Origin of the sequence: Pseudomonas asiatica (genome assembly GCF_040214835.1) — a bacterium.
GTDB lineage: Bacteria > Pseudomonadota > Gammaproteobacteria > Pseudomonadales > Pseudomonadaceae > Aquipseudomonas > Aquipseudomonas putida_Z.
In genome coordinates, this window is record NZ_CP157874.1 from 356261 (window position 1) to 381316 (window position 25056).

The 25056-nt window shown below is 62.8% G+C and carries 20 protein-coding genes; 12 read left to right on the plus strand and 8 right to left on the minus strand.

Annotation, left to right across the window (positions count from 1 at the left end; all coding sequences use genetic code 11):
* Nucleotides 1–247 precede the first annotated feature (247 nt).
* The 6 genes from ABNP31_RS01590 to purU all read left to right on the plus strand — a co-directional run bounded on the left by ABNP31_RS01590 (nt 248) and on the right by purU (nt 7816).
* Entirely contained in the window at nt 248–1501 is a 1254-nt protein-coding gene (locus ABNP31_RS01590) for a serine hydroxymethyltransferase (RefSeq protein WP_025337394.1), read from the plus strand.
* A gap of 15 nt (nt 1502–1516) precedes the next feature.
* A complete protein-coding gene (locus ABNP31_RS01595) occupies nt 1517–2767 on the plus strand; it encodes a sarcosine oxidase subunit beta family protein (RefSeq protein ID WP_003255680.1) in 1251 nt (416 codons plus the stop codon).
* Between the two features lie 14 nt (nt 2768–2781).
* The gene (locus tag ABNP31_RS01600) at nt 2782–3117 is read left to right on the plus strand and encodes a sarcosine oxidase subunit delta (RefSeq protein WP_039613194.1); all 336 of its coding nucleotides are present in this window, start codon (nt 2782–2784) and stop codon (nt 3115–3117) included.
* Nucleotides 3114–6131 (plus strand): sarcosine oxidase subunit alpha, encoded by a 3018-nt coding sequence (locus ABNP31_RS01605; RefSeq protein WP_085664126.1) that lies wholly within the window; start codon nt 3114–3116, stop codon nt 6129–6131. Before ABNP31_RS01600 ends, ABNP31_RS01605 begins: the two co-directional genes overlap by 4 nt.
* Before the next feature lie 182 nt (nt 6132–6313).
* A complete protein-coding gene (locus tag ABNP31_RS01610) occupies nt 6314–6946 on the plus strand; it encodes a sarcosine oxidase subunit gamma (RefSeq protein ID WP_085664125.1) in 633 nt (210 codons plus the stop codon).
* Between the two features lie 12 nt (nt 6947–6958).
* Entirely contained in the window at nt 6959–7816 is an 858-nt protein-coding gene (gene purU / locus ABNP31_RS01615; protein WP_013970522.1) for a formyltetrahydrofolate deformylase, read from the plus strand.
* A 6-nt stretch (nt 7817–7822) separates the two neighbouring features.
* Here the strand turns inward: purU and ABNP31_RS01620 are convergent, their stop codons facing one another.
* A complete protein-coding gene (locus tag ABNP31_RS01620) occupies nt 7823–8155 on the minus strand; it encodes a hypothetical protein (protein WP_061550718.1) in 333 nt (110 codons plus the stop codon).
* 271 nt (nt 8156–8426) lie between these two features.
* Between ABNP31_RS01620 and fdhA the strand changes: the two genes are divergently transcribed.
* Entirely contained in the window at nt 8427–9626 is a 1200-nt protein-coding gene (fdhA, locus tag ABNP31_RS01625) for a formaldehyde dehydrogenase, glutathione-independent (protein WP_350012926.1), read from the plus strand.
* 159 nt (nt 9627–9785) lie between these two features.
* Here fdhA and ABNP31_RS01630 read toward each other — a convergent pair whose 3' ends face one another.
* Complete coding sequence (locus ABNP31_RS01630) at nt 9786–10742, minus strand: RHS repeat-associated core domain-containing protein (RefSeq protein ID WP_238067167.1); 957 nt, start codon at nt 10740–10742, stop codon at nt 9786–9788.
* 193 nt (nt 10743–10935) lie between these two features.
* Between ABNP31_RS01630 and ABNP31_RS01635 the strand changes: the two genes are divergently transcribed.
* On the plus strand, nt 10936–11517 hold the full coding sequence (locus tag ABNP31_RS01635) for a DUF2780 domain-containing protein (protein WP_085664122.1): 582 nt from the start codon (nt 10936–10938) through the stop codon (nt 11515–11517).
* Nucleotides 11518–11721: 204 nt separating this feature from the next.
* Here ABNP31_RS01635 and ABNP31_RS01640 read toward each other — a convergent pair whose 3' ends face one another.
* Nucleotides 11722–13071: an APC family permease gene (locus ABNP31_RS01640; RefSeq protein ID WP_085664121.1), complete on the minus strand. Its 1350-nt coding sequence runs from the start codon at nt 13069–13071 to the stop codon at nt 11722–11724.
* A 245-nt stretch (nt 13072–13316) separates the two neighbouring features.
* A complete protein-coding gene (locus ABNP31_RS01645; protein ID WP_350012927.1) occupies nt 13317–14204 on the minus strand; it encodes an acyltransferase in 888 nt (295 codons plus the stop codon).
* Nucleotides 14205–14386: 182 nt separating this feature from the next.
* Between ABNP31_RS01645 and ABNP31_RS01650 the strand changes: the two genes are divergently transcribed.
* The 4 genes from ABNP31_RS01650 to creD all read left to right on the plus strand — a co-directional run bounded on the left by ABNP31_RS01650 (nt 14387) and on the right by creD (nt 18756).
* Nucleotides 14387–14887 (plus strand): ATP-dependent zinc protease family protein, encoded by a 501-nt coding sequence (locus tag ABNP31_RS01650; RefSeq protein WP_003257529.1) that lies wholly within the window; start codon nt 14387–14389, stop codon nt 14885–14887.
* 233 nt (nt 14888–15120) lie between these two features.
* On the plus strand, nt 15121–15801 hold the full coding sequence (creB, locus tag ABNP31_RS01655) for a two-component system response regulator CreB (protein WP_085664119.1): 681 nt from the start codon (nt 15121–15123) through the stop codon (nt 15799–15801).
* Nucleotides 15801–17237, plus strand: coding sequence for a two-component system sensor histidine kinase CreC (gene creC, locus ABNP31_RS01660; RefSeq protein WP_350012928.1), 1437 nt, complete (start codon nt 15801–15803; stop codon nt 17235–17237). Before creB ends, creC begins: the two co-directional genes overlap by 1 nt.
* Before the next feature lie 190 nt (nt 17238–17427).
* A complete protein-coding gene (gene creD / locus ABNP31_RS01665; RefSeq protein WP_350012929.1) occupies nt 17428–18756 on the plus strand; it encodes a cell envelope integrity protein CreD in 1329 nt (442 codons plus the stop codon).
* Nucleotides 18757–18920: 164 nt separating this feature from the next.
* Here creD and ABNP31_RS01670 read toward each other — a convergent pair whose 3' ends face one another.
* The 4 genes from ABNP31_RS01670 to aceF all read right to left on the minus strand — a co-directional run bounded on the left by ABNP31_RS01670 (nt 18921) and on the right by aceF (nt 25051).
* The gene (locus ABNP31_RS01670) at nt 18921–19544 is read right to left on the minus strand and encodes a glutathione S-transferase (RefSeq protein WP_085664116.1); all 624 of its coding nucleotides are present in this window, start codon (nt 19542–19544) and stop codon (nt 18921–18923) included.
* A 3-nt stretch (nt 19545–19547) separates the two neighbouring features.
* Nucleotides 19548–20216: a peptide-methionine (S)-S-oxide reductase MsrA gene (gene msrA / locus ABNP31_RS01675; protein WP_085664115.1), complete on the minus strand. Its 669-nt coding sequence runs from the start codon at nt 20214–20216 to the stop codon at nt 19548–19550.
* A gap of 165 nt (nt 20217–20381) precedes the next feature.
* Complete coding sequence (locus ABNP31_RS01680) at nt 20382–23072, minus strand: putative bifunctional diguanylate cyclase/phosphodiesterase (RefSeq protein ID WP_085664114.1); 2691 nt, start codon at nt 23070–23072, stop codon at nt 20382–20384.
* 341 nt (nt 23073–23413) lie between these two features.
* Nucleotides 23414–25051, minus strand: coding sequence for a dihydrolipoyllysine-residue acetyltransferase (gene aceF, locus ABNP31_RS01685; RefSeq protein ID WP_085664113.1), 1638 nt, complete (start codon nt 25049–25051; stop codon nt 23414–23416).
* Between the last annotated feature and the right edge of the window lie 5 nt (nt 25052–25056).

Consider the following 25056-nt stretch of genomic DNA (forward strand, 5'->3'; position numbering starts at 1 on the left):
GCCTGTACTGGCCTCTTCGCGGCTAAAGCCGCTCCCACAGGGAGATTGCAAGCATTGAGGCACCGCCGTACCTGTGGGAGCGGGTTCACCCGCGAAAGGGCCGGCACGGTCAACACAAAAGCGAATGTCGTAAACGCGCCATTGCAAGGCGTGCGCAGGCATCTGACCCGCCCCGGCCAGTCATAACATCGCCACAAAGGGCCACAGTGCCCCACGACAAAAAATGATCGCTGCCGGGAGATACACGATGTTCAGCAAGCAAGACCAGATCCAGGGTTACGACGATGCACTGCTGGCGGCGATGAATGCCGAAGAACAGCGCCAGGAAGACCACATCGAGCTGATCGCCTCGGAAAACTACACCTCCAAGCGCGTGATGCAGGCCCAAGGCAGCGGCCTGACCAACAAGTACGCCGAAGGCTACCCGGGCAAGCGCTACTACGGTGGCTGCGAGCACGTGGACAAGGTAGAAGCCCTGGCCATCGAGCGCGCCAAGCAGCTGTTCGGTGCCGACTACGCCAACGTCCAGCCGCACTCCGGCTCCTCGGCCAACGGTGCCGTCTACCTGGCCCTGCTGCAGGCTGGTGACACCATCCTCGGCATGAGCCTGGCCCACGGCGGCCACCTGACCCACGGCGCCAAGGTGTCGTCCTCGGGCAAGCTGTACAACGCTGTGCAATACGGCATCGACACCAACACCGGCCTGATCGACTACGACGAAGTCGAGCGCCTGGCTGTCGAGCACAAGCCGAAAATGATCGTTGCCGGCTTCTCGGCCTACTCCAAGACCCTCGACTTCCCACGCTTCCGCGCCATCGCCGACAAGGTCGGTGCGCTGCTGTTCGTCGACATGGCCCACGTAGCCGGCCTGGTTGCCGCTGGCCTGTACCCGAACCCGATCCCGTTCGCCGATGTGGTTACCACCACCACCCACAAGACCCTGCGCGGCCCACGTGGCGGCCTGATCCTGGCCAAGTCGAACGAAGAGATCGAGAAGAAACTGAACGCCGCGGTGTTCCCTGGCGCCCAGGGCGGCCCGCTGATGCACGTTATCGCCGCCAAGGCCGTGTGCTTCAAGGAAGCACTGGAGCCTGAATTCAAGGCCTACCAGCAACAAGTGATCGAAAACGCCCAGGCCATGGCCCAGGTGTTCATCGACCGCGGCTACGATGTGGTTTCTGGTGGCACCGACAACCACCTGTTCCTGGTCAGCCTGATCCGCCAGGGCCTCACCGGCAAAGATGCCGACGCCGCCCTGGGCCGCGCGCACATCACCGTCAACAAGAACGCGGTGCCGAATGACCCGCAGTCGCCATTCGTCACCTCGGGCCTGCGTATCGGCACCCCGGCCGTCACCACCCGCGGCTTCAAGGTCGCTCAGTGCGTGGCCCTGGCCGGCTGGATCTGCGACATCCTCGACAACCTCGGTGACGCAGACGTCGAAGCCGATGTGGCGAAGAACGTCGCGGCCCTGTGCGCAGATTTCCCTGTTTACCGCTGAGTGGAGTCACACACCATGCAACGTTACTCGGGCTTCGGCCTTTTCAAGCACTCCCTCAGCCACCACGAGAACTGGCAGCGCATGTGGCGCACGCCAACCCCTAAAAAGGTCTACGACGTGGTTATCGTCGGCGGTGGCGGCCATGGCCTGGCCACGGCCTACTACCTGGCCAAAGAACACGGCATCACCAACGTTGCCGTGATCGAGAAGGGCTACCTGGGCGGCGGCAACACCGCCCGTAACACCACCATCGTGCGTTCCAACTACCTGTGGGACGAGTCGGCGCACCTGTACGAGCATGCCATGAAGCTGTGGGAGGGCCTGTCCCAGGACCTCAACTACAACGTGATGTTCTCCCAGCGCGGCGTGTACAACCTGTGCCACACCCTGCAGGACATGCGTGACTCCGAGCGCCGGGTCAGCGCCAACCGCCTGAACGGCGTGGATGGCGAGCTGCTCAACACTGCCCAGGTCGCGGCCGAGATCCCTTACCTGGACTGCTCGAAGAACACCCGCTACCCGATCCTCGGTGCCACCGTGCAGCGCCGTGGCGGCGTGGCGCGTCACGACGCCGTGGCCTGGGGCTTTGCCCGTGCCGCCGACGCCCTGGGCGTGGACCTGATCCAGCAGACCGAAGTGATCGGCTTCCGCAAGGAAAACGGCGCGGTCATCGGTGTGGAAACCAACAAAGGCTTCATCGGCGCCAAGCGCGTCGGCGTGGTCACCGCCGGTAACTCCGGGCACATGGCCAAGCTGGCCGGCTTCCGCCTGCCGCTGGAATCGCACCCGCTGCAAGCACTGGTATCCGAGCCGATCAAGCCGATCATCGACAGCGTGATCATGTCCAACGCCGTGCACGGCTACATCAGCCAGTCCGACAAGGGCGACCTGGTGATCGGTGCCGGTATCGACGGCTGGGTCGGCTATGGCCAGCGCGGTTCGTACCCGGTGATCGAGCACACCCTGCAGGCCATCGTCGAGATGTTCCCCAACCTCTCGCGCGTGCGCATGAACCGCCAGTGGGGCGGCATCGTCGATACCTCGCCGGACGCTTGCCCGATCATCACCAAGACCCCGGTCAAGAACATGTTCTTCAACTGCGGTTGGGGTACTGGCGGCTTCAAGGCGACCCCGGGTTCGGGCAACGTCTTCGCCGCGAGCCTGGCCAAGGGCGAAATGCACCCACTGGCCGCGCCGTTCTCCATGGACCGTTTCTACAACGGCGCACTGATCGACGAACACGGCGCCGCCGCCGTCGCCCACTAACCGGAGACACCGTCATGTTGCATATTTTCTGTCCCCACTGCGGCGAGCTGCGCTCCGAAGAAGAGTTCCACGCCTCTGGCCAGGCGCACATCGCCCGCCCGCTGGATCCTAACGCCTGCTCCGACGAGGAGTGGGGTACCTACATGTTCTACCGTGACAACCCACGCGGTATTCACCACGAACTGTGGGACCACGTTGCCGGCTGCCGCCAGTATTTCAACGTCACCCGCGACACCGTGACCTACGAGATTCTGGAAACCTACAAGATTGGCGAGAAGCCGCAAGTGACCGCCAGCGGCAAGCAGAGCAGCGCCGCGTCGACCGTCAAAGGCCAAGGGGAAAAAGTATGAGCCAGACCTATCGCCTCGCCAGCGGCGGCCGTATCGACCGCAGCAAGGTCCTGAACTTCACTTTCAACGGCAAGACCTACCAGGGTTATGCCGGTGACAGCCTGGCCGCCGCGTTGCTGGCCAACGGCGTCGACATCGTCGGCCGCAGCTTCAAGTATTCGCGCCCACGCGGCATCATCGCCGCCGGTACCGAAGAGCCGAACGCCATCCTGCAGATCGGCTCCAGCGAAGCCACCCAGATCCCCAACGTGCGTGCCACCCAGCAGGCGCTGTACGCAGGTCTTGTAGCTACCAGCACCAACGGCTGGCCGAACGTCAACAACGACGTCATGGGCATCCTGGGCAAGGTGGGCGGCAGCATGATGCCGCCGGGCTTCTACTACAAAACCTTCATGTACCCGAAATCGTTCTGGATGACTTACGAGAAGTACATCCGCAAAGCCGCGGGCCTTGGCCGCGCGCCGCTGCAGAACGACCCGGACAGCTACGACTACATGAACCAGCACTGCGACGTGCTGATCGTCGGCGCCGGCCCTGCCGGCCTGGCCGCAGCGCTGGCCGCTGCCCGCAGCGGTGCCCGCGTGATCCTGGCTGACGAGCAGGAAGAGTTCGGCGGCAGCCTGCTCGACACCCGCGAAACCCTCGACGGCAAGCCTGCTGCCGATTGGGTCAGCGCCGTGGTGAAGGAGCTGGAAAGCCTGCCGGAAGTGACCTTGCTGCCACGTGCCACGGTCAACGGCTACCACGACCATAACTTCCTGACCATCCACGAGCGCCTCACCGACCACCTCGGCGACCGCGCCCCGATCGGCCAGGTACGCCACCGCGTGCACCGCGTCCGCGCCAAGCGCGTGGTGCTGGCTGCCGGCGCCCACGAGCGCCCGCTGGTGTACGGCAACAACGACCTGCCGGGCAACATGCTGGCCGGTGCCGTGTCCACCTACGTACGCCGCTACGGCGTGGCCCCGGGCCGCAAGCTGGTGCTGTCGACCAACAACGACCACGCCTACCGCGCCGCGCTGGACTGGCACGACGCCGGCCTGCAAGTGGTCGCCATTGCCGACGCCCGCCACAACCCGCGTGGCTCGCTGGTTGAAGAAGCACGTGCCAAAGGCATTCGCATCCTCACCTCCAGCGCCGTGATCGAGGCCAAGGGCAGCAAGCACGTCACCGGCGCCCGCGTGGCCGCCATCGATGTGCAGGCACACAAGGTCACCAGCCCTGGCGAAACCCTCGAGTGCGACCTGATCGCCACCTCCGGCGGCTACAGCCCGATCGTGCACCTGGCTTCGCACCTGGGCGGTCGCCCGGTATGGCGTGAAGACATCCTCGGCTTCGTGCCGGGCGATGCCCCGCAAAAACGCGAATGCGTGGGTGGCATCAACGGCGTCTACGCCCTGGGCGACGTGATCGCCGATGGCTTCGAAGGCGGCGTTCGCGCAGCCACCGAAGCGGGCTTCAAGGCCACCGTTGGCAGCCTGCCGAAAACCGTTGCGCGCAAGGAAGAGGCCACCGTGGCACTGTTCCAGGTGCCGCACGACAAGGGCACTGCCCGCGCACCCAAGCAGTTCGTCGACCAGCAGAACGACGTCACCGCGGCCGCCATCGAACTGGCCACCCGCGAAGGCTTCGAGTCGGTCGAGCACGTAAAACGCTACACCGCGTTGGGCTTCGGTACCGACCAGGGCAAACTGGGCAACATCAACGGCCTGGCCATTGCCGCCCGTTCGATCGGCATTACCATCCCGGAAATGGGCACCACCATGTTCCGCCCCAACTACACGCCGGTTACCTTCGGTGCAGTAGCGGGCCGTCACTGTGGTCACCTGTTCGAGCCCGTACGCTTCACCGCCCTGCATGCCTGGCACGTGAAGAACGGCGCCGAGTTCGAAGACGTCGGCCAGTGGAAACGCCCGTGGTACTTCCCGAAAGCCGGTGAAGACATCCACGCCGCCGTGACCCGTGAGTGCAAGGCCGTGCGCGACAGCGTGGGCCTGCTGGACGCCTCGACCCTGGGCAAGATCGACATTCAGGGCCCGGATGCGCGTGAGTTCCTCAACCGCATCTACACCAACGCCTGGACCAAGCTCGACGTGGGCAAGGCCCGCTATGGCCTGATGTGCAAGGAAGACGGCATGGTCTTCGACGACGGCGTAACCGCCTGCGTCGGCGACAACCACTTCATCATGACCACCACCACTGGCGGCGCCGCCCGTGTGCTGCAGTGGATGGAGCTGTACCACCAGACCGAGTGGCCGGAACTGAAGGTGTACTTCACCTCGGTCACCGACCACTGGGCCACCATGACCCTGTCCGGCCCCAACAGCCGCAAGCTGCTGAGCGAGCTGACCGACATCGACATGGACAAGGAAGCCTTCCCGTTCATGACCTGGAAGGAAGGCAACGTCGGCGGCGTACCGGCCCGGGTGTTCCGTATCTCGTTCACCGGCGAGCTGTCGTACGAAGTCAACGTGCAGGCCAACTACGCCATGGGCGTTCTGGAACAGATCATCGAGGCAGGCAAGAAGTACAACCTGACCCCGTACGGTACCGAGACCATGCACGTACTGCGTGCCGAGAAGGGCTTCATCATTGTTGGCCAGGATACCGACGGCTCGATGACCCCGGACGACCTGAACATGAGCTGGTGCGTAGGCCGCAACAAGCCGTACTCGTGGATCGGCCTGCGTGGCATGAACCGCGAAGACTGCGTGCGCGAGAACCGCAAGCAACTGGTAGGCCTGAAGCCGGTCGACCCGAACCAGTGGCTGCCGGAAGGCGCCCAGCTGGTATTCGACCCGAAACAGCCGATCCCGATGGATATGGTTGGCCACGTCACCTCCAGCTATGCGTCCAACTCCCTGGGCTACTCGTTCGCCATGGGGGTGGTCAAAGGCGGCCTCAAGCGCATGGGCGAGCGCGTCTACTCGCCGCAGGCGGATGGCAGCGTGATCGAGGCGGAGATCGTGTCTTCGGTGTTCTTCGATCCGAAGGGTGAGCGGCAGAACGTTTGAGGCTTCACCGGTAGCTCTGATTGGAATGCGGCCTCTGTGGGAGCGGGTTCACCCGCGAATGCGATGGTGGATTCACCGCCCTCTTCGCGGGTAAACCCGCTCCCACACTGGGTCTCCTCAGTCTGTGACTACAGGTTCTACCTCAGGTCTTCGCGATCAACAGAATTCAAGGCAGGTAAGAAATGAGCGCTATCAACGTCTTCCAGCAAAACCCCGGCGCCGAGGCCAAGGCCCAGTCGCCACTGCACCACGCCGACCTGGCCAGCCTGGTTGGCAAAGGCCGCAAGAACGCAGGCGTGACCCTGCGTGAACGCAAGTTCCTCGGCCACCTGACCATCCGTGGCGACGGCCACAACCCGGAATTCGCCGCCGGCGTGCACAAGGCCCTGGGCCTGGAGCTGCCAGTGGCACTGACCGTGGTCGCCAACAACGAAATGTCGCTGCAATGGATGGGCCCCGACGAGTGGTTGCTGATCGTCCCGGGTGGCCAGGAGTTTGCCGTTGAGCAAAAGCTGCGCGCAGCCCTCGAAGGCCAGCACATCCAGGTGGTCAATGTCAGCGGCGGGCAGAGCCTGCTGGAACTGCGCGGCCCGAATGTGCGCGAAGTTCTGATGAAATCCACCAGCTATGATGTTCACCCGAACAACTTCCCGGTGGGCAAGGCAGTCGGCACCGTGTTCGCCAAGTCGCAACTGGTGATTCGCCGCACCGCCGAAGATACCTGGGAGCTGGTGATTCGCCGCAGCTTCGCCGACTACTGGTGGCTGTGGCTGCAGGACGCTTCGGCCGAGTACGGCCTGAGCATCGAGGCTTAAGGAGAACAGAACATGAGTCGGGCACCGGATACCTGGATTCTCACCGCCGACTGCCCGAGCATGCTCGGCACCGTCGACGTGGTGACGCGTTACCTCTTCGAGCAGCGCTGCTACGTGACGGAGCACCACTCCTTCGATGACCGGCTGTCGGGGCGTTTCTTCATTCGCGTGGAGTTCCGCCAGCCGGATGATTTCGATGAAGCCGGCTTCCGGGCCGGCCTTGCCGAGCGCAGCGAGGCGTTCGGCATGACCTTCGAGCTGACCGCACCTAACCATCGCCCCAAAGTGGTGATCATGGTGTCCAAGGCCGACCACTGCCTTAACGACCTGCTGTATCGCCAGCGTATCGGTCAGCTGGCCATGGACGTGGTCGCGGTGGTATCCAACCACCCTGATCTCGAACCCCTGGCACACTGGCACAAGATTCCTTACTACCACTTTGCCCTCGACCCCAAGGACAAGCCCGGGCAAGAGCGCAAGGTACTTCAGGTGATCGAGGAAACCGGCGCCGAACTGGTGATTCTTGCGCGCTACATGCAGGTGCTGTCGCCAGAGCTGTGCCGGCGCCTGGATGGTTGGGCGATCAACATTCACCACTCGTTGCTGCCAGGGTTCAAAGGCGCCAAGCCTTATCACCAGGCGTACAACAAGGGCGTGAAGATGGTTGGCGCTACCGCGCACTACATCAACAACGACCTGGACGAAGGCCCGATCATCGCCCAGGGTGTGGAGGTGGTCGACCACAGTCATTACCCCGAAGACCTGATTGCCAAAGGGCGCGACATCGAGTGCCTGACCCTGGCGCGAGCGGTGGGGTATCACATCGAGCGACGAGTGTTCCTCAATGCGAACAGGACTGTGGTGCTCTGACCGCGTCTAGCTTTTATCGCGGGCATGGGCTTTCAGGGTTTCGCGGATGGCTGTAACGAACCTCTGGCGCATGTCCGCACCCAGTTTGTTACCTGGGATTGGATCGCCGTCGCGGTCCACCCAGCCTGCTTTGAACTCGTGAAGATCCATGCCTTCGGCTTCTTCGTCGAAGTCGTAGCCTGGACCATAAGCCGCGTAATAGAAGATCTTGTCGGCGTCCAGAAAGTACCGCTGTTTGCCGAACAATGCTGCTTCGATGTCTGGGTCGAAGCCCTGCTGCCTGGCAGCCTCGACCCAGTATGGCCAGAAGGCGTCCTCGGGGCGTTCAGTATCCGTCATGGTGGTTCTCCAGTTTGATAGACGATGGGTTACTGCATCCCTATCGAATCACTCGGTCGCCAACGTATTGCGGTAGATATTCATCGCCCCGGGCATGCGCGCGACCACCACCTGGCCGATTGCCGTTCAGAGGTATTTGCCTGTCGTTTCCAGTCAGCGCATCCGTCCCCATCAGGCCCACAATTCCCTGCATTCCAGTAACACATGCCGCCCACGGATGGCGGCGCGTTCAACCACCGCTGCATAAATATAAATCAAGCGAGGTAAGAGCATGTCTGGCAATCGTGGAGTGGTATATCTCGGCGCCGGCAAGGTCGAGGTGCAGAAGATCGACTACCCGAAAATGCAGGACCCACGCGGCAAGAAGATCGAGCACGGCGTGATCCTGAAGGTGGTCTCCACCAACATCTGCGGCTCCGACCAGCACATGGTCCGCGGTCGCACCACTGCCCAGGTCGGCCTGGTCCTGGGCCACGAAATCACCGGCGAGATCGTCGAGAAGGGCCGTGACGTCGAGCGCATGCAGATTGGCGACCTGGTCTCGGTGCCATTCAACGTCGCCTGTGGCCGCTGCCGCTCCTGCAAGGAAATGCACACCGGTGTCTGCCTCTCCGTCAACCCTGCCCGCGCTGGCGGTGCCTATGGTTACGTCGACATGGGCGACTGGACCGGCGGCCAGGCCGAGTACGTGCTGGTGCCGTACGCCGACTTCAACCTGCTGAAACTGCCCGAGCGTGACAAGGCCATGGAAAAGATCCGTGACCTGACCTGCCTGTCCGACATCCTGCCGACCGGCTACCACGGTGCCGTGACTGCCGGTGTAGGCCCAGGCAGCACCGTCTACGTTGCTGGTGCCGGCCCGGTCGGTCTGGCTGCCGCTGCCTCGGCACGCCTGCTGGGCGCTGCCTGCGTCATCGTCGGCGACCTCAACCCAGCCCGCCTGGCCCACGCCAAGTCCCAAGGCTTCGAAGTGGTCGACCTGTCCAAGGACACCCCGCTGCACGAGCAGATCGTCGACATCCTCGGCGAGCCGGAAGTGGACTGCGCCGTCGACGCCGTCGGCTTCGAAGCCCGCGGCCATGGTCACGAAGGTGCCAAGCATGAAGCGCCGGCCACCGTGCTGAACTCGCTGATGCAGGTTACCCGCGTTGCCGGCAACATCGGTATCCCGGGTTTGTACGTGACCGAAGACCCGGGTGCGGTGGATGCTGCCGCCAAGATCGGCGCGCTGAGCATTCGCTTTGGCTTGGGCTGGGCGAAGTCGCACAGCTTCCACACCGGCCAGACCCCGACCATGAAGTACAACCGCCAGCTGATGCAGGCGATCATGTGGGACCGAATCAACATCGCTGAAGTGGTGGGTGTGCAGGTGATCAATCTGGATCAGGCGCCGGAAGGTTATGGCGAGTTCGATGCCGGTGTGCCGAAGAAATTCGTCATCGACCCGCACAAGATGTGGGGTGCGGCGTAATAGCGCGAATAAGATAAGCCCCTCATATTGAGGGGCTTTTTCATGGCACTTCCGATCTCACAGGGAAGGTTGCAAACTCAAGCCTGACGCCGTACCTATGGGAGTTGGTTTGCCGGCGATGGGGCCAGGCCCGTCACTCAATCTCTTAGGCATCATCCATCACATCTCCCACTGAAAGTGGCCTTTGGGTTCTCTTATATCGCGTGCGGCTGTCTGCACTCGTTCAATAGGCGACTCTTTATAATGCGGATTTTTTTTCCTATCTTTTAGCCATTTCTTTTTTTCCGCCCGGTGTATGTCGTCGATTTCTTTGTCGATATCATTGAATGCGGCTTTAATTGTATCTTTTGCTTGCTTTGTCTGTTCATTTAGTATGCGATAGTGTTCTGCAAGATTTTTATCTTTGAGAATATAGTGTTTGTGTCTAAATTTTTTGGCTTCGTTGCTTAGGCTGTGTACTTTGGGGAGGTTATTTTGGTTGGTTAACATCTCCTGTTTTGACTTTTCTAGATCACTTAATTTTCTTCGGGGGCTAGGGATTTCAAAGTTTATGATTGCCTTGGATCGGGCTTCGAGCTCGGTATTATAAGTATTGACTTGTCGAGTGAGAGATTTTTTTCGGCCAAAAAAAATGTTTCTAAAAGTTTTCCAGATTTTTATATGGCCTGAAGGATCAATGTTATTTATCGGGTCATTCCCGCAGTAGCTGTAAGCATTGATTCCGCCTAGATTGAACGGGCTTAGAGTGTCAGGGCAGATGAATCTCAGGTGGCGGACGCTAAGGGGGCGATTGTGACCAATTCCGAGCAGGTACAGCCCTAGCTCAATAAGTAGGAGTTCTCCGTTGTATCCCGGAAAGGTTCCTGTTTCGGGGGCATTTGAAATATTTCCGTACGGAGTGTAGGCAACAGGTCGTTCTGTGCAGCCTGACCTCTTCAAGACGCTTGCTGACTCATCAGTCAAATAAAGCTTTGCAGGGCTTTCAATGTCGCTTTCCCATTCGGCCAGTATGTTCTGGTGATTACGAAGTAATGTGCGACTTCCCGTTGGTGTTTTCAGGTTGTGGGGACGCCCATCCATATAAAAAAATTGTTGGTCTAAATTTTTAGTACTCATGGTAACCCTCGGCTATGGAGTTCAAGGTCATGCATGAGTATCGGATGACTCTTTTGACACCGCTACTGGCAAAAATAACAGGCGTCCGCTACGGCTTAGGATTGGCCTCCCGACAAGCCGCTTGGAACAATCGCCCAAATCATCAGTCCAAACCTCGTTTCCCAGGCCATCCCGGCCGACGAGGTCCCTCCCGATGAAAGCATTCACCCTGGCAACCCTGATGACCCTGGCCGCAAGCCCTGTGTTCGCCTTCAACCTCAGCGACGCCGCCAACGCCGTGTCGGCCATGCAGAACCAGAATCAGAGCCAGCAAGGCCAGGTGCAGGCGCCCGAGGCGCAGGCCAACCTGCTCAACACCTTGGGCAGCCAATTGAATATCACCCCGGAGCAAGCCGTGGGCGGTGCAGGGGCCATGCTGGGGCTGGCGCGCAACAACCTGAGCAGCGACGACTACGGCCAATTGACCAAGGCCGTGCCGGGGCTTGACCTGCTTGCCGGGGCCAATGTACTGGGTGGCTTGAGTGGCCTGGGTGAGTTGCTGGGCAAGAACAGCGAGAGCCAGTCGGCCTTGAGCAATGCGCTGGGCAACAATGTGGAAAACCGCAGCGACCTGGACAATGCGTTCAAGGCGCTGGGGATGGACACCGGGATGATCGGGCAGTTTGCGCCGTTGCTGCTGCAGTACCTGGGGCAGCAGGGGATTGCCGGGTCGCTGTTGCAGAATCTGGGGAGTTTGTGGACCACTCCTGCTCCGTTGACCGGGCCTTCGGTCTGAGGATTTCGCCAGTATCACAGCGTTGAAGGCTGACGCCGTACCTGTAGGAGCGGCCTTGTGTCGCGAGAGGGCCGCAAAGCGGCCCCACTATTTCAGCGTCGATGCAGATATAGCCGGGGCTGCTCTGCAGCCCTTTCGCGACACAAGGCCGCTCCTACAAAGGCCAGCGCAGGCCATGAGATTGGTGTATCCCGCAAAGGCGAGTCAGGTCGCTTCTGTGAAATCCACCAGCCGCACCGGGCGGCGGAAGCCGGCGGTCAGTACTGCCAGATACGCAAGACCCAGCGCAAACCAGCACAGGCCAATCACCAAGGTAAGCGCCGACAGGCTGGTCCACAGCCACAGTGTCAGCCCCAACCCCACCAGCGGCACCAGGCCATAGCTCAGCAGCCCTTTGAGGCTGCGCTGCGAGGCATCGTCCACCAGGTGGGTCTTCACCACCGCCAGGTTCACCGCCGAAAACGCCACCAGCGCACCAAAGCTGATCAGCGATGCAAGGGTCGCCAGGTCGATCACCAACGCCAGCAACGAGAACGCCGAAACCAGCAGAATGGCGAACACCGGCGTGCCGAAGCGCGGTGACAGGTAGCCGAACGTTCGCTGCGGCAGCACCTTGTCACGGCCCATGGTGAACAGAATGCGCGACACAGCCGCCTGCGAGGCCAGCGCCGAGCCCAGGCTGCCGGCCACATAGGCCGCAGTGAAGAAGTTGGCCAGGAACTGCCCGCCCGCCTTGAACATCACCTCATTGGCCGCCGCATCGGCATTGGCAAAAGTGGTGCCCGGCAGTACCAGTTGGCTGACATAGGCCAGCACGGTGAACAGCACGCCGGCGAACAGGGTGGTGAGGATGATTGCCCGTGGCACATCGCGGCGGGCATCGCGGCATTCTTCGGCCAAGGTCGAGACAGCGTCAAAGCCGAGGAACGACAGGCACAGCACCGCCGCACCAGCCATCAGCGCGCCGAAGCCCGGCTGCGAACCGTTGCCCAGCAGTGGCGACAACAGCTCGAGCGGCTGGCCGGCCAGGGACTGGCAGGACAGGGCGACGAACACCACGATGAAGACGATCTGCGCCCCGACGATCAGGTTGCTGGTCTTGGCCACAGAGTGAATGCCGACCACGTTGAGCAGCGTGACCAGGGCAATCGAGGCCAGCGCGATAGACCACGCGGGGATGGCCGGAAAGGCGATGTTCAGGAACAGGCCGATCAGTAGGTAGTTGATCATCGGCAGGAACAGGTAGTCGAGCAGCAGCGACCAGCCGGCCAGGAAGCCAACGTTCGGGCCGAAGGCCATGTTGGTGTAGGAGTACGCCGAGCCCGCGACCGGGAAGCGTTTGACCATGAAGCTGTAGGAGGTGGCGGTGAACAGCATGGCCACCAAGGTGACGATATAGGCGCCGGCCGTGCGGCCACCAGTAAGTTCGGTGACGATGCCGTAAGTGGTAAAGATGGTCAGCGGGACCATGTACACCAGGCCGAAGAACACCAGGGCGGGCAGGCCGAGGACACGGCGGAGCTGGACGGGGGTAGAGCTGGGTGGGTTGGCCATCGTTCGATCCAGAGCATTTTTGTAGTTGTGCTTTGGTCGATTTTTATCCACTTAGGTGGGGCGTGACAAAGAAGTAATCCTAATGCTGATTATTAGCCAGGTTTTTAATCGGATTCTTGTAATGCCTGTTCCGGCCTCTTCGCGGGTAAACCCGCTCCCACAGGGGGCTCACAGGTCTTGAGTTCTGCGCATTACCTGTGGGAGCGGGTTCACCCGCGAAGAGGCCTGGTCAGGCAATGGAAATCTCAGCCCATCTCCACCCGCAGCTGCTCGATCCTCAAGTCCTTCTCCACCCACAACTGGTTCACCCAGGCCTGCACGGTCTGCCTGAACTCAGCATCATTCTCGTAATCTCCCGCCCACAGCATTGGGTCCAGTTCACGCACACGAATGTCGATAATCACCCGGCTGATGCTGCCATTGAGCAAATCCCAGAAACCCGGCGCCTTGTTGCCGGGGTAGACGATGGTCACGTCCAGCAAGGCATCCAGCTGCTCGCCCAATGCCGCCAGCACGAACGCCACGCCACCAGCCTTGGGCTTGAGCAGGTAGCGATACGGCGATTGCTGCTGCTGACGCTTGGCTTCGGTGAAGCGTGTGCCTTCCAGGTAGTTCACCACGGTCACCGGCTGGCGCTTGAACAGTTCACAAGCAGCCTTGGTGATTTCCAGGTCCTTGCCTTTCAGCTCGGGGTGCTTCTCCAGGAAGGCCTTGCTGTAGCGCTTCATGAACGGGTAATCCAGCCCCCACCAGGCCAGGCCCAGCAGTGGTACCCAGATCAGCTCCTTCTTCAGGAAGAACTTGAAGAACGGTGTACGGCGGTTGAGGCTCTCGATCAGCGCCGGAATATCGACCCAGGTCTGGTGGTTGCTGACGGCCAGGTACGAAGTGTCCTTGCGCAGGTTCTCGACGCCACGGATATCCCACTGGGTAGGAATGCACAGGGCAAAGATGGCCTTGTCGATCTCCGACCAGGTCTCGGCCACCCACATCACCGCCCATGAGGCATAGTCACGCCCACGCCCCGGCAGCACCAGTTTGAGCAGGGCGAAGACCAGCAGCGGGCAGATCAACACCAGGGTGTTGAGCAGCAGCAGGGTGGTAGTGAGGGTGCCGGTCAGCAGGCGACGCATAAAGAGACTCTTGTTGTGGGAGATAAACGGTTGGCAATGATAAGCAGGGCAGTGGCCTACGCCAAATTTCCAGTGCCCTGCGGCGAGGACAAATGTTTCACATTATGTTGGTTAGGCTTGTGACAGCGAACCTATCCTGCCAGTGCAGTCTAAGCACTGACCCTCCTCAAGGAAGCTTGCCTGTGAAACCTCTGCTTGCCCTGCTGTCGTTGTTGGCGCTGCCGGTCATGGCCGCCGAGCCCACAATCTATGGCCGTTACGAGAACATAGCCCTGCCCGAACTGGGCGAAACCCTGAAAGCCAAGATGGATACCGGTGCCTTCACCGCGTCGCTGTCGGCCAAGGACATCGAGCTGTTCACCCGTGATGGCGACGAGTGGGTGCGCTTCCGCCTGGCTACCAAGGACTCGGACGGCAAGGTGTACGAGCACAAGGTCTCGCGCATCAGCAAGATCAAGGGCCGTGCCGATGAAGAGGAGGAAGGCGATGCGCCGGAAATCTCCAAGCGCCCGGTGGTCGACCTGGAGCTGTGCCTGGGGGACGTGAAACGCACCGTCGAGGTCAACCTGGTGGACCGCAGCAGCTTCAACTACCCGTTGCTGGTGGGCTCCAAGGCTTTGCGCGAGTTCAAGGCGGCGGTCAACCCGGCCAAGAAGTTCACCGCTGGCAAGCCTGACTGCTGATCGCAAGCCTCGGCCTCTTCGCGGGCACGCCCGCTCCCACAGGGATGGCGCGTGTCCTTGTGGGCTGCGCGGTACCTGTGGGAGCTGGCTTGCCTGCGATGGGGCGCATAGCGGCCCCACGATCTCAGCGCTGATGCAGAAATCGCCGGGGCCGCTCTGCGGCCCTTTCGCGACACAAGGCCGCTCCTACACAATAGTGCGTCGCCATAGATATCTGCACAGGCCCGGACGCCATGCCCCACATCCTCATCGTCGAAGACGAAGCCGCCATCGCCGATACCCTGGTCTACGCCCTGCAGGCCGACGGCCATAGCACCGAATGGGTAACCCTGGGCGGCGCCGCCCTCGACCAGCAGCGCCAGCGCCCGGCCGACTTGGTCATCCTCGACATCGGCTTGCCCGATATCAGTGGCTTCGAAACCTGCCGCCAGCTGCGCCGCTTCAGCGAAGTACCGGTAATGTTCCTCAGCGCCCGCGATGGCGAAATCGACCGGGTGGTGGGCCTGGAAATCGGCGCAGACGATTATGTGGTCAAACCCTTCAGCCCGCGTGAAGTGGCGGCGCGGGTACGGGCGATCCTCAAGCGCATGGGCCCCAGGGTCGAGCCCGCTGTCGAGGCCACGCTGTTCCAGCTCGACACCTTGCGCATGCAGATTACCTACCGCGGCCAGCCACTCCCCCTTACCCTCCACGAATTCCGCCTGCTGCAATGCCTGCTCGAGCAACCGCACCGGGTATTCAGCCGCGAACAGCTGCTGGACGCCGTGGGCGTGGCCTCTGACGTGGGCTACGAGCGCAACATCGACAGCCATATCAAGAGCCTGCGCGCCAAGCTGCGCCAGGTGGCCAGCGATGCCGAACCGATCCAGACCCACCGTGGCCTCGGCTACAGCTACAGCCCGGACCATGCCTGATGCGCCTGGGCATCCGGATCTTCCTGGTGTACTTCCTGTTCGTCGGACTGGCGGGCTACTTTCTGCTCAACACGGTGCGCGAACAGATCCGTCCGGTGGTGCGCCAGTCCTCTGAAGAAACGCTGGTAGACACCGCCAACCTGCTGGCCGAGATCCTGCACGATGACGTCAAGGCCGGCACCCTGAACCAGAGCCGCTTGCCCGAGGTGCTAAAGGCCTATGGCTCGCGCAGCCCGGGTGCGCAGATCTGGGGCCTGGCCAAGAATCAGGTCAGCCACCGCATCTATGTCACCGATGCCAAGGGCACCGTGCTGCTGGACTCCAGCGGCGAGGATCTGGGCAAGGACTACTCGAAGTGGAATGACGTGTACCTGACCTTGCGTGGCCAGTACGGCGCCCGCTCCACCCGCAGCGACCCCGACGATGAAAGCACCTCGGTGATGCACGTGGGTGCACCGATCATCGACGATGGCAAGATCATCGGCGTGGTCACCGTGGCCAAGCCCAACAGCTCGCTGCAACCTTACATCGACCGCTCCGAACGGCGCTTGCTGACCCTGGGCCTGGGGCTGATCGGCCTGGGCCTGCTGATCGGTGCCGCGTTGTCGTGGTGGCTGGCGCGCTCGCTGCGCCGGCTGGCCCGCTACGCCCAGGCGGTCAGCGAGGGCGAGCGCGCCGCCCTGCCGCACTACAAGGGTGGCGAACTGGCGCACCTGGCCCAGGCGGTCGAGCGCATGCGCACGCAACTGGAGGGCAAGGCCTATGTCGAGCGGTATGTGCATACCCTGACACACGAGCTGAAAAGCCCGCTGGCGGCCATTCGTGGTGCGTCCGAGCTGTTGCAGGGCGATGATATGCCGGCTGACCAGCGGGCGCGCTTTGCCGGCAACATCGAGCGCGAGAGCGAGCGTTTGCAGCAGATGATCGAACGCCTGCTCAACCTGGCCCGGGTCGAGCAGATGCAGGCGCTGGAGGATGAGCAGCAGGTGGCGCTGGCGGCGTTGGTGGACGAGTTGCTGTTGGCCCATGCGGTGCGTATCGAAGGTGCCGATTTGCAGGTGCGCCAGCGGGTGCCGGCTGGCTTGCGCTTGTTGTGTGACCCGTTCCTGATGCGCCAGGCGCTGGCCAACCTGCTCGACAACGCGTTGGACTTCACCCCGGAGGGAGGCGCGCTGTTGTTCGACCTGGAGCGCGATGGCGAGCGGGTGGCGCTGAGTGTGTTCAACCAGGGGCAGGCGATACCGGCCTACGCCATTGGGCGGGTGAGCGAGCGATTCTACTCGCTGCCGCGGCCGGGGAGTGGGCGCAAGAGCACCGGGTTGGGGCTGAATTTTGTGGCCGAGGTGATGCAGCTGCATGGCGGGGCGTTGGCTGTGGATAACGTCGATGGAGGGGTGCGGGTGAGGTTGTGGCTGCCGGTGCGGCGTATCAGCTGACATTGCCGGGGCTGCTGCGCAGCCCATCGCGACACAAGGCCGCTCCTACAAGAGCGCGCGCCCTCCTGTAGGAGCGGCCTTGTGTCGCGATGGGCCGCAAAGCGGCCCCAAAAACACACAATCTCCACACAGCCTCCCTATGGCCTCCACGCAAGGCGCAGACACTGCGCCCACTGCCACAGGAGGCCCCATGAACAAGACCCTCGGTTTCAAACTCGGTATGATCGCCGTATTGATGTTGCTGCTGCTCGTCCCGCTACTGCTGATCAGCGGCCTGATCGGTGAACGCCAGGCACTGCGCGACAATGTGCTGCGCGATATCGCCCAGAGCGCCAGCTTCGACCAGCAACTCAGCGGCCCGCTGCTGGTGGTGCCCTACCGCAAGTACCAGCGCCGCTGGATCGAAAAGGACGGCGAGCGCACCCAGGAAACCAGCACCATTGCCGGCCACCTGTACTTCCTGCCGGAAACCTTCGACGCCGACCTGGGCGTGGACACCGAACTGCGCGCCCGTGGCATCTACCAGGCCCGGCTGTTCCACGCCAAGGGCCGTATCAGTGGCCGCTTCAAGCTCCCGGAACGCTGGGGCATCGACAAGGACTTCGACGACTACCGCTTCGACAAGCCGTTCCTGGTGGTGGGCATCAGCGATATCCGCGGCATCGAGAACGGCCTTGAGCTGAGCATGGGCGAGCAGAAAGTGCCGTTCGAAGCCGGTACCCGGCTCGACTGGATGCGCGGCGGCGTGCACGCCAGCCTGCCGGGGCTGGACGGCTTGCAGGCGCGTGAATTCAGCTACGGTTTCGATCTCGCACTGCAAGGCACCGGCCAGTTGCACGTAGTGCCGGTGGGCCGCACCAGTGCCGTGGACCTGCGCGCCAACTGGCCGCACCCGAGCTTCGTCGGCAACTACCTGCCCAGTCGTCGCGACATCGACGCCCAGGGCTTCACTGCCCACTGGCAGACCTCGTTCTTTGCCACCAACCTCGAAGACGCCCTGCGCCAGTGCGCCACCGCCGGGCAGTGTGCGGACTTCAGCGAGCGCAGCTTCGGTGTCAGCTTCGTCGACCCGGTGGACCAGTACCTGAAGAGCGAGCGGGCAATCAAGTACGCCTTGCTGTTCATCGCCCTGACCTTCGCCGGCTTCTTCCTGTTCGAAGTGCTGAAGAACCTCAGCGTGCACCCGGTGCAGTACATCCTGGTGGGGGTGGCGCTGGCGTTCTTCTACCTGCTGTTGCTGTCGTTGTCCGAGCACATCGGCTTTGGTTTGGCGTATGGGCTGTCAGCTTCGGCATGTGTGCTGCTGATCGGCTTCTACCTGAGCCATGTGTTGCGCAGCCTGGGGCGTGGAGTGGGCTTTGCGGTGGGGTTGGCGGCGTTGTATGCGCTGCTCTACGGGCTGCTGAGTGCCGAGGACTATGCGCTGTTGATGGGCTCGTTGCTGTGCTTCGGCCTGCTGGGGGTATTCATGGTGCTGACCCGGCGGCTGGATTGGGCCCGGGTGGGGAGGGCGGCATGAGGGAGGACAGAGAGATCGGGCGGTGGTTGGCCCTCAGGATCGGGCAGCTGTTTCCTTTGATATCGAGGTGAGGCCTTCGCGGGCACGCCCGCTCCCACAGGTACTGCACAGCTCGAAATACTGTGAGGATCCTGTGGGAGCGGGCGTGCCCGCGAAGAGGCCCTTCAGGCCACCGGAGAGGTCGCGACCATCGACGGCCGCTTGGCCACCTCGGCATACCACGCCGCCAATCCAGGCTGGTGTTCACGCCAGCCAAACTCGGGCTGGCGCAAATCCAGATACCCCAGCGCACAGGCCACGCCGATCGCTGCCAGGTCGAACCCGGACATCAACTCGGGCAAATGCTCCTGCTCCAGATTGGCCAGGCTACGGCGGATCTTGTCGCCCTGTGCCTGCAGCCAACCATCCCAGCGCTTGTCTTCAGGGCGCAGGAAGCTCTCATAGCGGCTCGACACCGCCGCATCCATGATGGCATCGGCCTGTGACACCAGCGTCATGCGCCGCCAGCGCGCCAAGCCTTCGCGCGGCAGCAGCGGCAGGCCGACGTGCTGCAGGTCGAGGTACTCGCAGATCACCCGGCTGTCATGCAGCACGGTGCCGTCTTCCAGGCGCAGGGCCGGGATCTTGCCGATCGGGTTGTCCTGGTTGAGCTGTGGGTCACCGCTGACCGGGCTGATGTTCACCGGCTGCAGCTGCACGCGCTCAAGCTGGCCAGTCTCGTGCAACACCACCATGACCTTGCGCACGAAAGGCGACAACGGCGAGTGGAACAGAGTCATCGTGCTCATGCTTCAGTTACCCTGCAGGCTCGGTGGCAGGCACACGCCGGTACCGCCGATACCGCAGTAGCCGTCCGGGTTCTTGGCCAGGTACTGCTGGTGGTAGGCCTCGGCGAAGTACACGGTCGGTGCCTGGTCGATTTCGGTGGTGATCTCGCCGAAGCCGGCCTTGTTCAGTTCGGCCTGGAAGGCGTCGCGGCTGGCCTTGGCCTGTTCCAGCTGTTCAGGGCTGGTGCAGTAGATGGCCGAGCGGTACTGGGTGCCGATGTCGTTGCCCTGGCGCATGCCCTGGGTCGGGTTGTGCAGCTCCCAGAACATCGCCAGCAGCTCGCGGTAGCTGACCTTGTCCTTGTCGAACACCACCAGCACCACTTCGGTGTGGCCGGTCAGGCCCGAGCACACTTCTTCGTAGGTGGGGTGGGGAGTGAAGCCGCCGGCGTAGCCGACCACTGTGCTGACCACGCCTTCACGCTGCCAGAAGCGACGCTCGGCGCCCCAGAAGCAACCCAGGCCGAAGATGGCGAAGTCGATGGCGCCTTCGAAGAAAGGGCCGAGCAGCGGCGTGTCTTTGAACACGTAGTGGAACTCGGGCAGGCTCATTGGCGTTTCGCGGCCAGGCAGGGCCTGTTCCGCGGTTGGCATGACGTTTTTGTTCACCAGGATTTCCGAACGCAGGACCATGGCCGTTCCTCTGTAGATCTTTGAGATGGGGGCTGGGGCATTCGCGGGTAAACCCGCTCCTACAGGTCCTGCACAGATTTCGAATATTGTGATGTACCTGTGGGAGCGGGCGTGCCCGCGAAGGGGCCCGTATGGGCTCTATAGTGCCCGAGGTTTGCGCGGCTGTCAGGCCACCGGGCCACGCGGATAGCGCTTCAGCCGTTCAGCCAGCTCGCGCCCCGGAATCGGCCGGTCGAACAGGTAGCCCTGGCCCACGTCGCAGCGGTGCCGGCGCAGGAACGCCAGCTGCTCCGGCGTCTCGATACCCTCGGCCACCACCTTCAGCTTGAGGTTGTGAGCCATGGCCACCACCGCCGAGGTGATTTCCATGTCGTCCTGGTTGTCCGGGATCTCGTTGATGAAGCTGCGGTCGATCTTGAGGATGTCGATCGGAAACTTTTTCAGGTAGCTCAGCGACGAGTAACCGGTGCCGAAATCGTCCATGGCCAGGGTCAGGCCCAGTGCCTTCAGCTCATCCAGCTGGCGGTGGGTGTCTTCGGTGGCCTCCAGCAGCAGGCCTTCGGTCAGCTCCAGCTCCAGCAGGTGCGGGGGCAGGGCTTCTTCCTCGAGGATGGTGCTGATCGACGCCACCAGGTCCGGGTCGGAGAACTGCTTGGGCGACAGGTTGATGGCCACATGCAGGTTGCCCATGCCGGCCTCGCGCAGTTGCTGGCTCATGCGGCAGGACTGGCGCACCACCCATTTGCCGATGGGGATGATCAGGCCGGTTTCTTCCGCCACGCTGATGAACTGGTCCGGGCGGATCATGCCGCGTTCGGGGTGGTTCCAGCGCAGCAGTGCTTCCAGCCCCAGCAGGCGGCCGCTGCGCAGGCACAGCTTGGGCTGGTAGAACACCTCCAGCTCGTTCTGGGTCAGGGCGCGACGCAGGTTGTTCTCCACGAACAGCTTGTAGCTGGCTTCGGCATTGAGCACTTCGGTAAACACCTGCACCTGGTGCTTGCCGTTGGCCTTGGCCTTGTGCAGCGCCAGGCCGGCGTTCTTCATCAGGCTGGCCGGGTCGGCGCCATGCAGTGGCGCGCAGGCCAGGCCCACCGAGGCGGTGACGTTGATCAGCTGGTTGTCGACGAACATCGGCTTGTCGAGGGTGCGCAGCAGTTGCTGGGCGACGCCCTGGCCATCTTCCAGGCTGGTGTCGTCGAGCAGTACGGCGAACTCGTTACTGGCAAAGCGCGCCAGGATACCGCCGGTGTGCAGGCTGTTGCGCAGGCGCCGGGCCAGGCTGATCAGCAGCTTGTCGCCGGTCTGGTGGCCGAGGCTGTCGTTGATGCGCTTGAAGTTGTCGATGTCCACCAGCAGCAGGCACATCGAGTACTCGCCATCGCGGGCAAAGCGCTCGTCCAGGCTGCGGATGAACGCCGGGCGGTTGCCCAGGTTGGTCAGGTTGTCGGTGTAGGCCAGGCGCTCGATGCGCTGCTGGGCCAGCTTGGTCTGGGTGACGTCTTCGTAGATGCCGATGTAGTGGGTCAGCTCACGGTTGTCGCCGTATACCTTGGAAATCGACAGCTGGCCCCAGTAGGGCTCGAGGTTCTTGCGCCGGCTCTTGAACTCGCCCTGCCAGCTGTTGCCCATGGCCAGGCTCGACGGCGAGTCGAACAGCAGCTCGCTCAGGTTTTCCAGCGCCGGCAGCTCGCCCAGGTGGCGGCCTTGCACTTCCTCGGTGCTGTACTGGGTGATGGCGGTAAAGCTGGGGTTGACGTACTCCACCACACCGTCGCGGTTGACCAGCAGGAAAGCGTTGGCGCTCTGCTCGACCGCACGCTGGAACAGGTGCAGGGCGCTGGCGGCGGTGCGCCGGTTGTGGTTGGTGATGACCTGGGCGAACTGGTCGGCCAGTTCGCCGGCAAAGGCGATTTCGTCCGACTGCCAGGCCCGTGTCTGGCCGGTCTGTTCCAGGCACAGCACGCCGACTACCTGGCCATCGACACGGATGCTGGCATCGAGCATGGCCTTGTTTTCCGGGTACATACTTTGCGCCAGGGCGCGGGTGCGTGGGTCGTGGCCGGCATTGTGGGCGTCGATGGCGCGGCTGGCGTGCAGCGCGTCGAGATAATCGGGGAAGTGGCTGGCATCGATTGCTTCGGGCTGGCGGTGCTCTTGCGCGTCCCGGTACCAGGCGATTATCGGCTCCAGACGCTGGTCTTCCAGGTGCCAGATGCTGGCGCAGTCCACCTTGTAGATCTCGCAGGCGCTCTGGGTAATCAGCTGGGCGGCTTCCCGCAGCGAGTTCCCGGCGCTGTAGCGTTGGCGGGCCAGGCGAAGGATCAGGTCCTGCTGGCCGCGTACCCGGTCCAGATGCTCGAGTTGTTCCTGCTGCGCGCGCTGGTTCAGTTGCAGGGCCAGTTGCAGGCGGTTGTTGCGCGATTCCAGGTCGCTGGCACCGGCTTCGCCAGTATCTTCGGCCTGGTCGTCGAGCACGCTCAGGTAGCCGCGCAACAGGTGGCGGTTGTGCTGCTTGTAGGCTTCCCCAGCCTCCAGCAGGCGTAGCGATGCAGTTGGCGTGTGCAAGGTGTAGCGCACGCGGTAGTAGCCGCGCTGGGCCAGTTGCAGCTGGATCTCGTCGTGCAGCCGGTAGCGGGCCTCGGGTTCCATTAGGCTGGCATAGGGTGCGTCTACCAGGGCGCACAGGTCGCCGGCGTGCAGGCCGAACTGGCGCTCGCAGGCCGGGTCGAGGTAGAGCATGGTCCAGCTGGCTTCGTTGAGCCTTTCGAAACGCAGCATGCCGAGCCGCGAGGGCACGGGTAACTGCGTGACGACCTCGGCCGCCACACGGCTGGCGGCATCGGGTTGGCTTTTCATCGAAGACTCGCTTGAAGAGGAAACGCGGCCTTGGGGGCGGCAGGTCTGGCAAGGTTGCATCATGTCCCGGGGGCTGGCAAGCAGCCATGCGTGATGCTGTGGACGGGTTATCGGCTGGTGGGTGGGAATCTGTAGTCTGGCTGATATTTCCGGGGCTGCTTTGCAGCCCATCGCAGGCGATCGCGGTACCTTGTAGGAGCGGCCTTGTGTCGCGATAGGAGGGCAAAGCCCTCCCGGCTTTCTCAAGGCAAAAAAAAGCCCCGCCAATCGACGGGGTTGAGGTACGAGCGTGGCAGCTCGAAAAGGGTACTGCCCCTCGCGGGGAGGGGCAGTGGGCTGCCTTACAGCAGCATGGTGCGGATATCGCCCAGCACGTCGCCCAGGCGCTTGGTGAAGCGCGCGGCGGCAGCGCCGTTGATCACACGGTGATCGTAGGACAGCGACAGCGGCAGCATCAGCTTCGGCTGGAATGCCTTGCCATCCCAGACCGGCTGCATGGTCGCCTTGGAGACGCCCAGGATAGCCACTTCCGGCGCGTTGACGATCGGCGTGAAGCCGGTGCCGCCAATGTGGCCGAGGCTGGAGATGGTGAAGCAGGCGCCTTGCATCTCGTCGGCCGACAGCTTCTTGGTGCGGGCTTTTTCGGCCAGCGCAGCCGCTTCGGCAGCCAGTTGCAGCAGGCTCTTCTGGTCGACGTTCTTGATCACAGGGACCAGCAGGCCGTCCGGGGTGTCCACGGCAAAGCCGATGTGCACGTACTTCTTGCGGATGATGGCCTTGCCGCTTGGCGCCAGCGAGCTGTTGAAGTCCGGCAGTTCCTTGAGCAGGAAGGCGCAGGCCTTGAGCAGCAGTGGCAGCACGGTCAGCTTCACGCCAGCCTTCTCGGCCACGGCCTTCTGCGCAACGCGGAAGGCTTCCAGCTCGGTGATGTCGGCGGAGTCGAACTGGGTCACGTGCGGCACGTTCAGCCAGCTGCGGTGCAGGTTGGCAGCACCGACCTGCATCAGGCGGGTCAGGGCCACTTCTTCCACTTCACCGAACTTGCTGAAGTCCACGGCAGGGATCGGCGGGATGCCGGCGCCACCGGTTGCACCAGCGGCTGCCGGTGCTTCCTTGGCCTTCTGCATCATCGCCTTGACGTAGACCTGCACGTCTTCTTTCAGGATGCGGCCGTGCGGACCGGTCGCGGCAACCGCGCCCAGGTCGACGCCGAATTCACGGGCCAGCTGGCGAACCGCCGGGCCTGCGTGAACCTTGGCGTTGCTGCCGGCAGCCGGTGCGGTAGCAACCGGTGCAGGGGTAGCAGCCGGGGCAGCAGCGGCAGGTGCGGCGGCCGGAGCCGCCTCAGCCTTGGCCGGGGCAGCAGCAGCGGCAGGTGCCGGAGCAGCAGCCGGGGCAGCGCCCGCGACTTTCAGCTTGAAGATCAGGTCGCCAGTGCCGACTTCGTCTTCCAGCTTGCACAGTACTTCTTCGACCACGCCGGCAGCCGGCGAAGGGATTTCCATGGAGGCCTTGTCGGACTCCAGGGTAATCAGCGACTGGTCGGCTTCGACGGTGTCGCCGACCTTGACCAGCACTTCGATGATCTTGGCCTTGCCCGACGAGCCGATGTCCGGCACGTGGATGTCCTGCACGCTGGCGGCAGCCGGGGCTGCTGCAGGGGCAGGGGCGGCTTCGGCGGCCGGAGCCGGCGCAGCAGCCTGGGCCGGGGCTGCGGCCGGGGCCTCAGGGGCCGCAGCAGCGGCGCCCTCGGCTTCCAGGACCAGCAGCTCGTCGCCTTCTTTCAGGCGGTCGCCCAGCTTGACCTTCAGCTCCTTGATGACGCCGGCTTTCGGGGCCGGGATCTCCATGGAGGCCTTGTCGGACTCCAGGGTCAGCAGGCTCTGGTCAGCCTCGATACGATCACCGACCTTGACGAACAGCTCGATGATTTCACCTTCACCGCTGCCGATGTCAGGTACGCGAATGAGTTCGCTCACTTAAA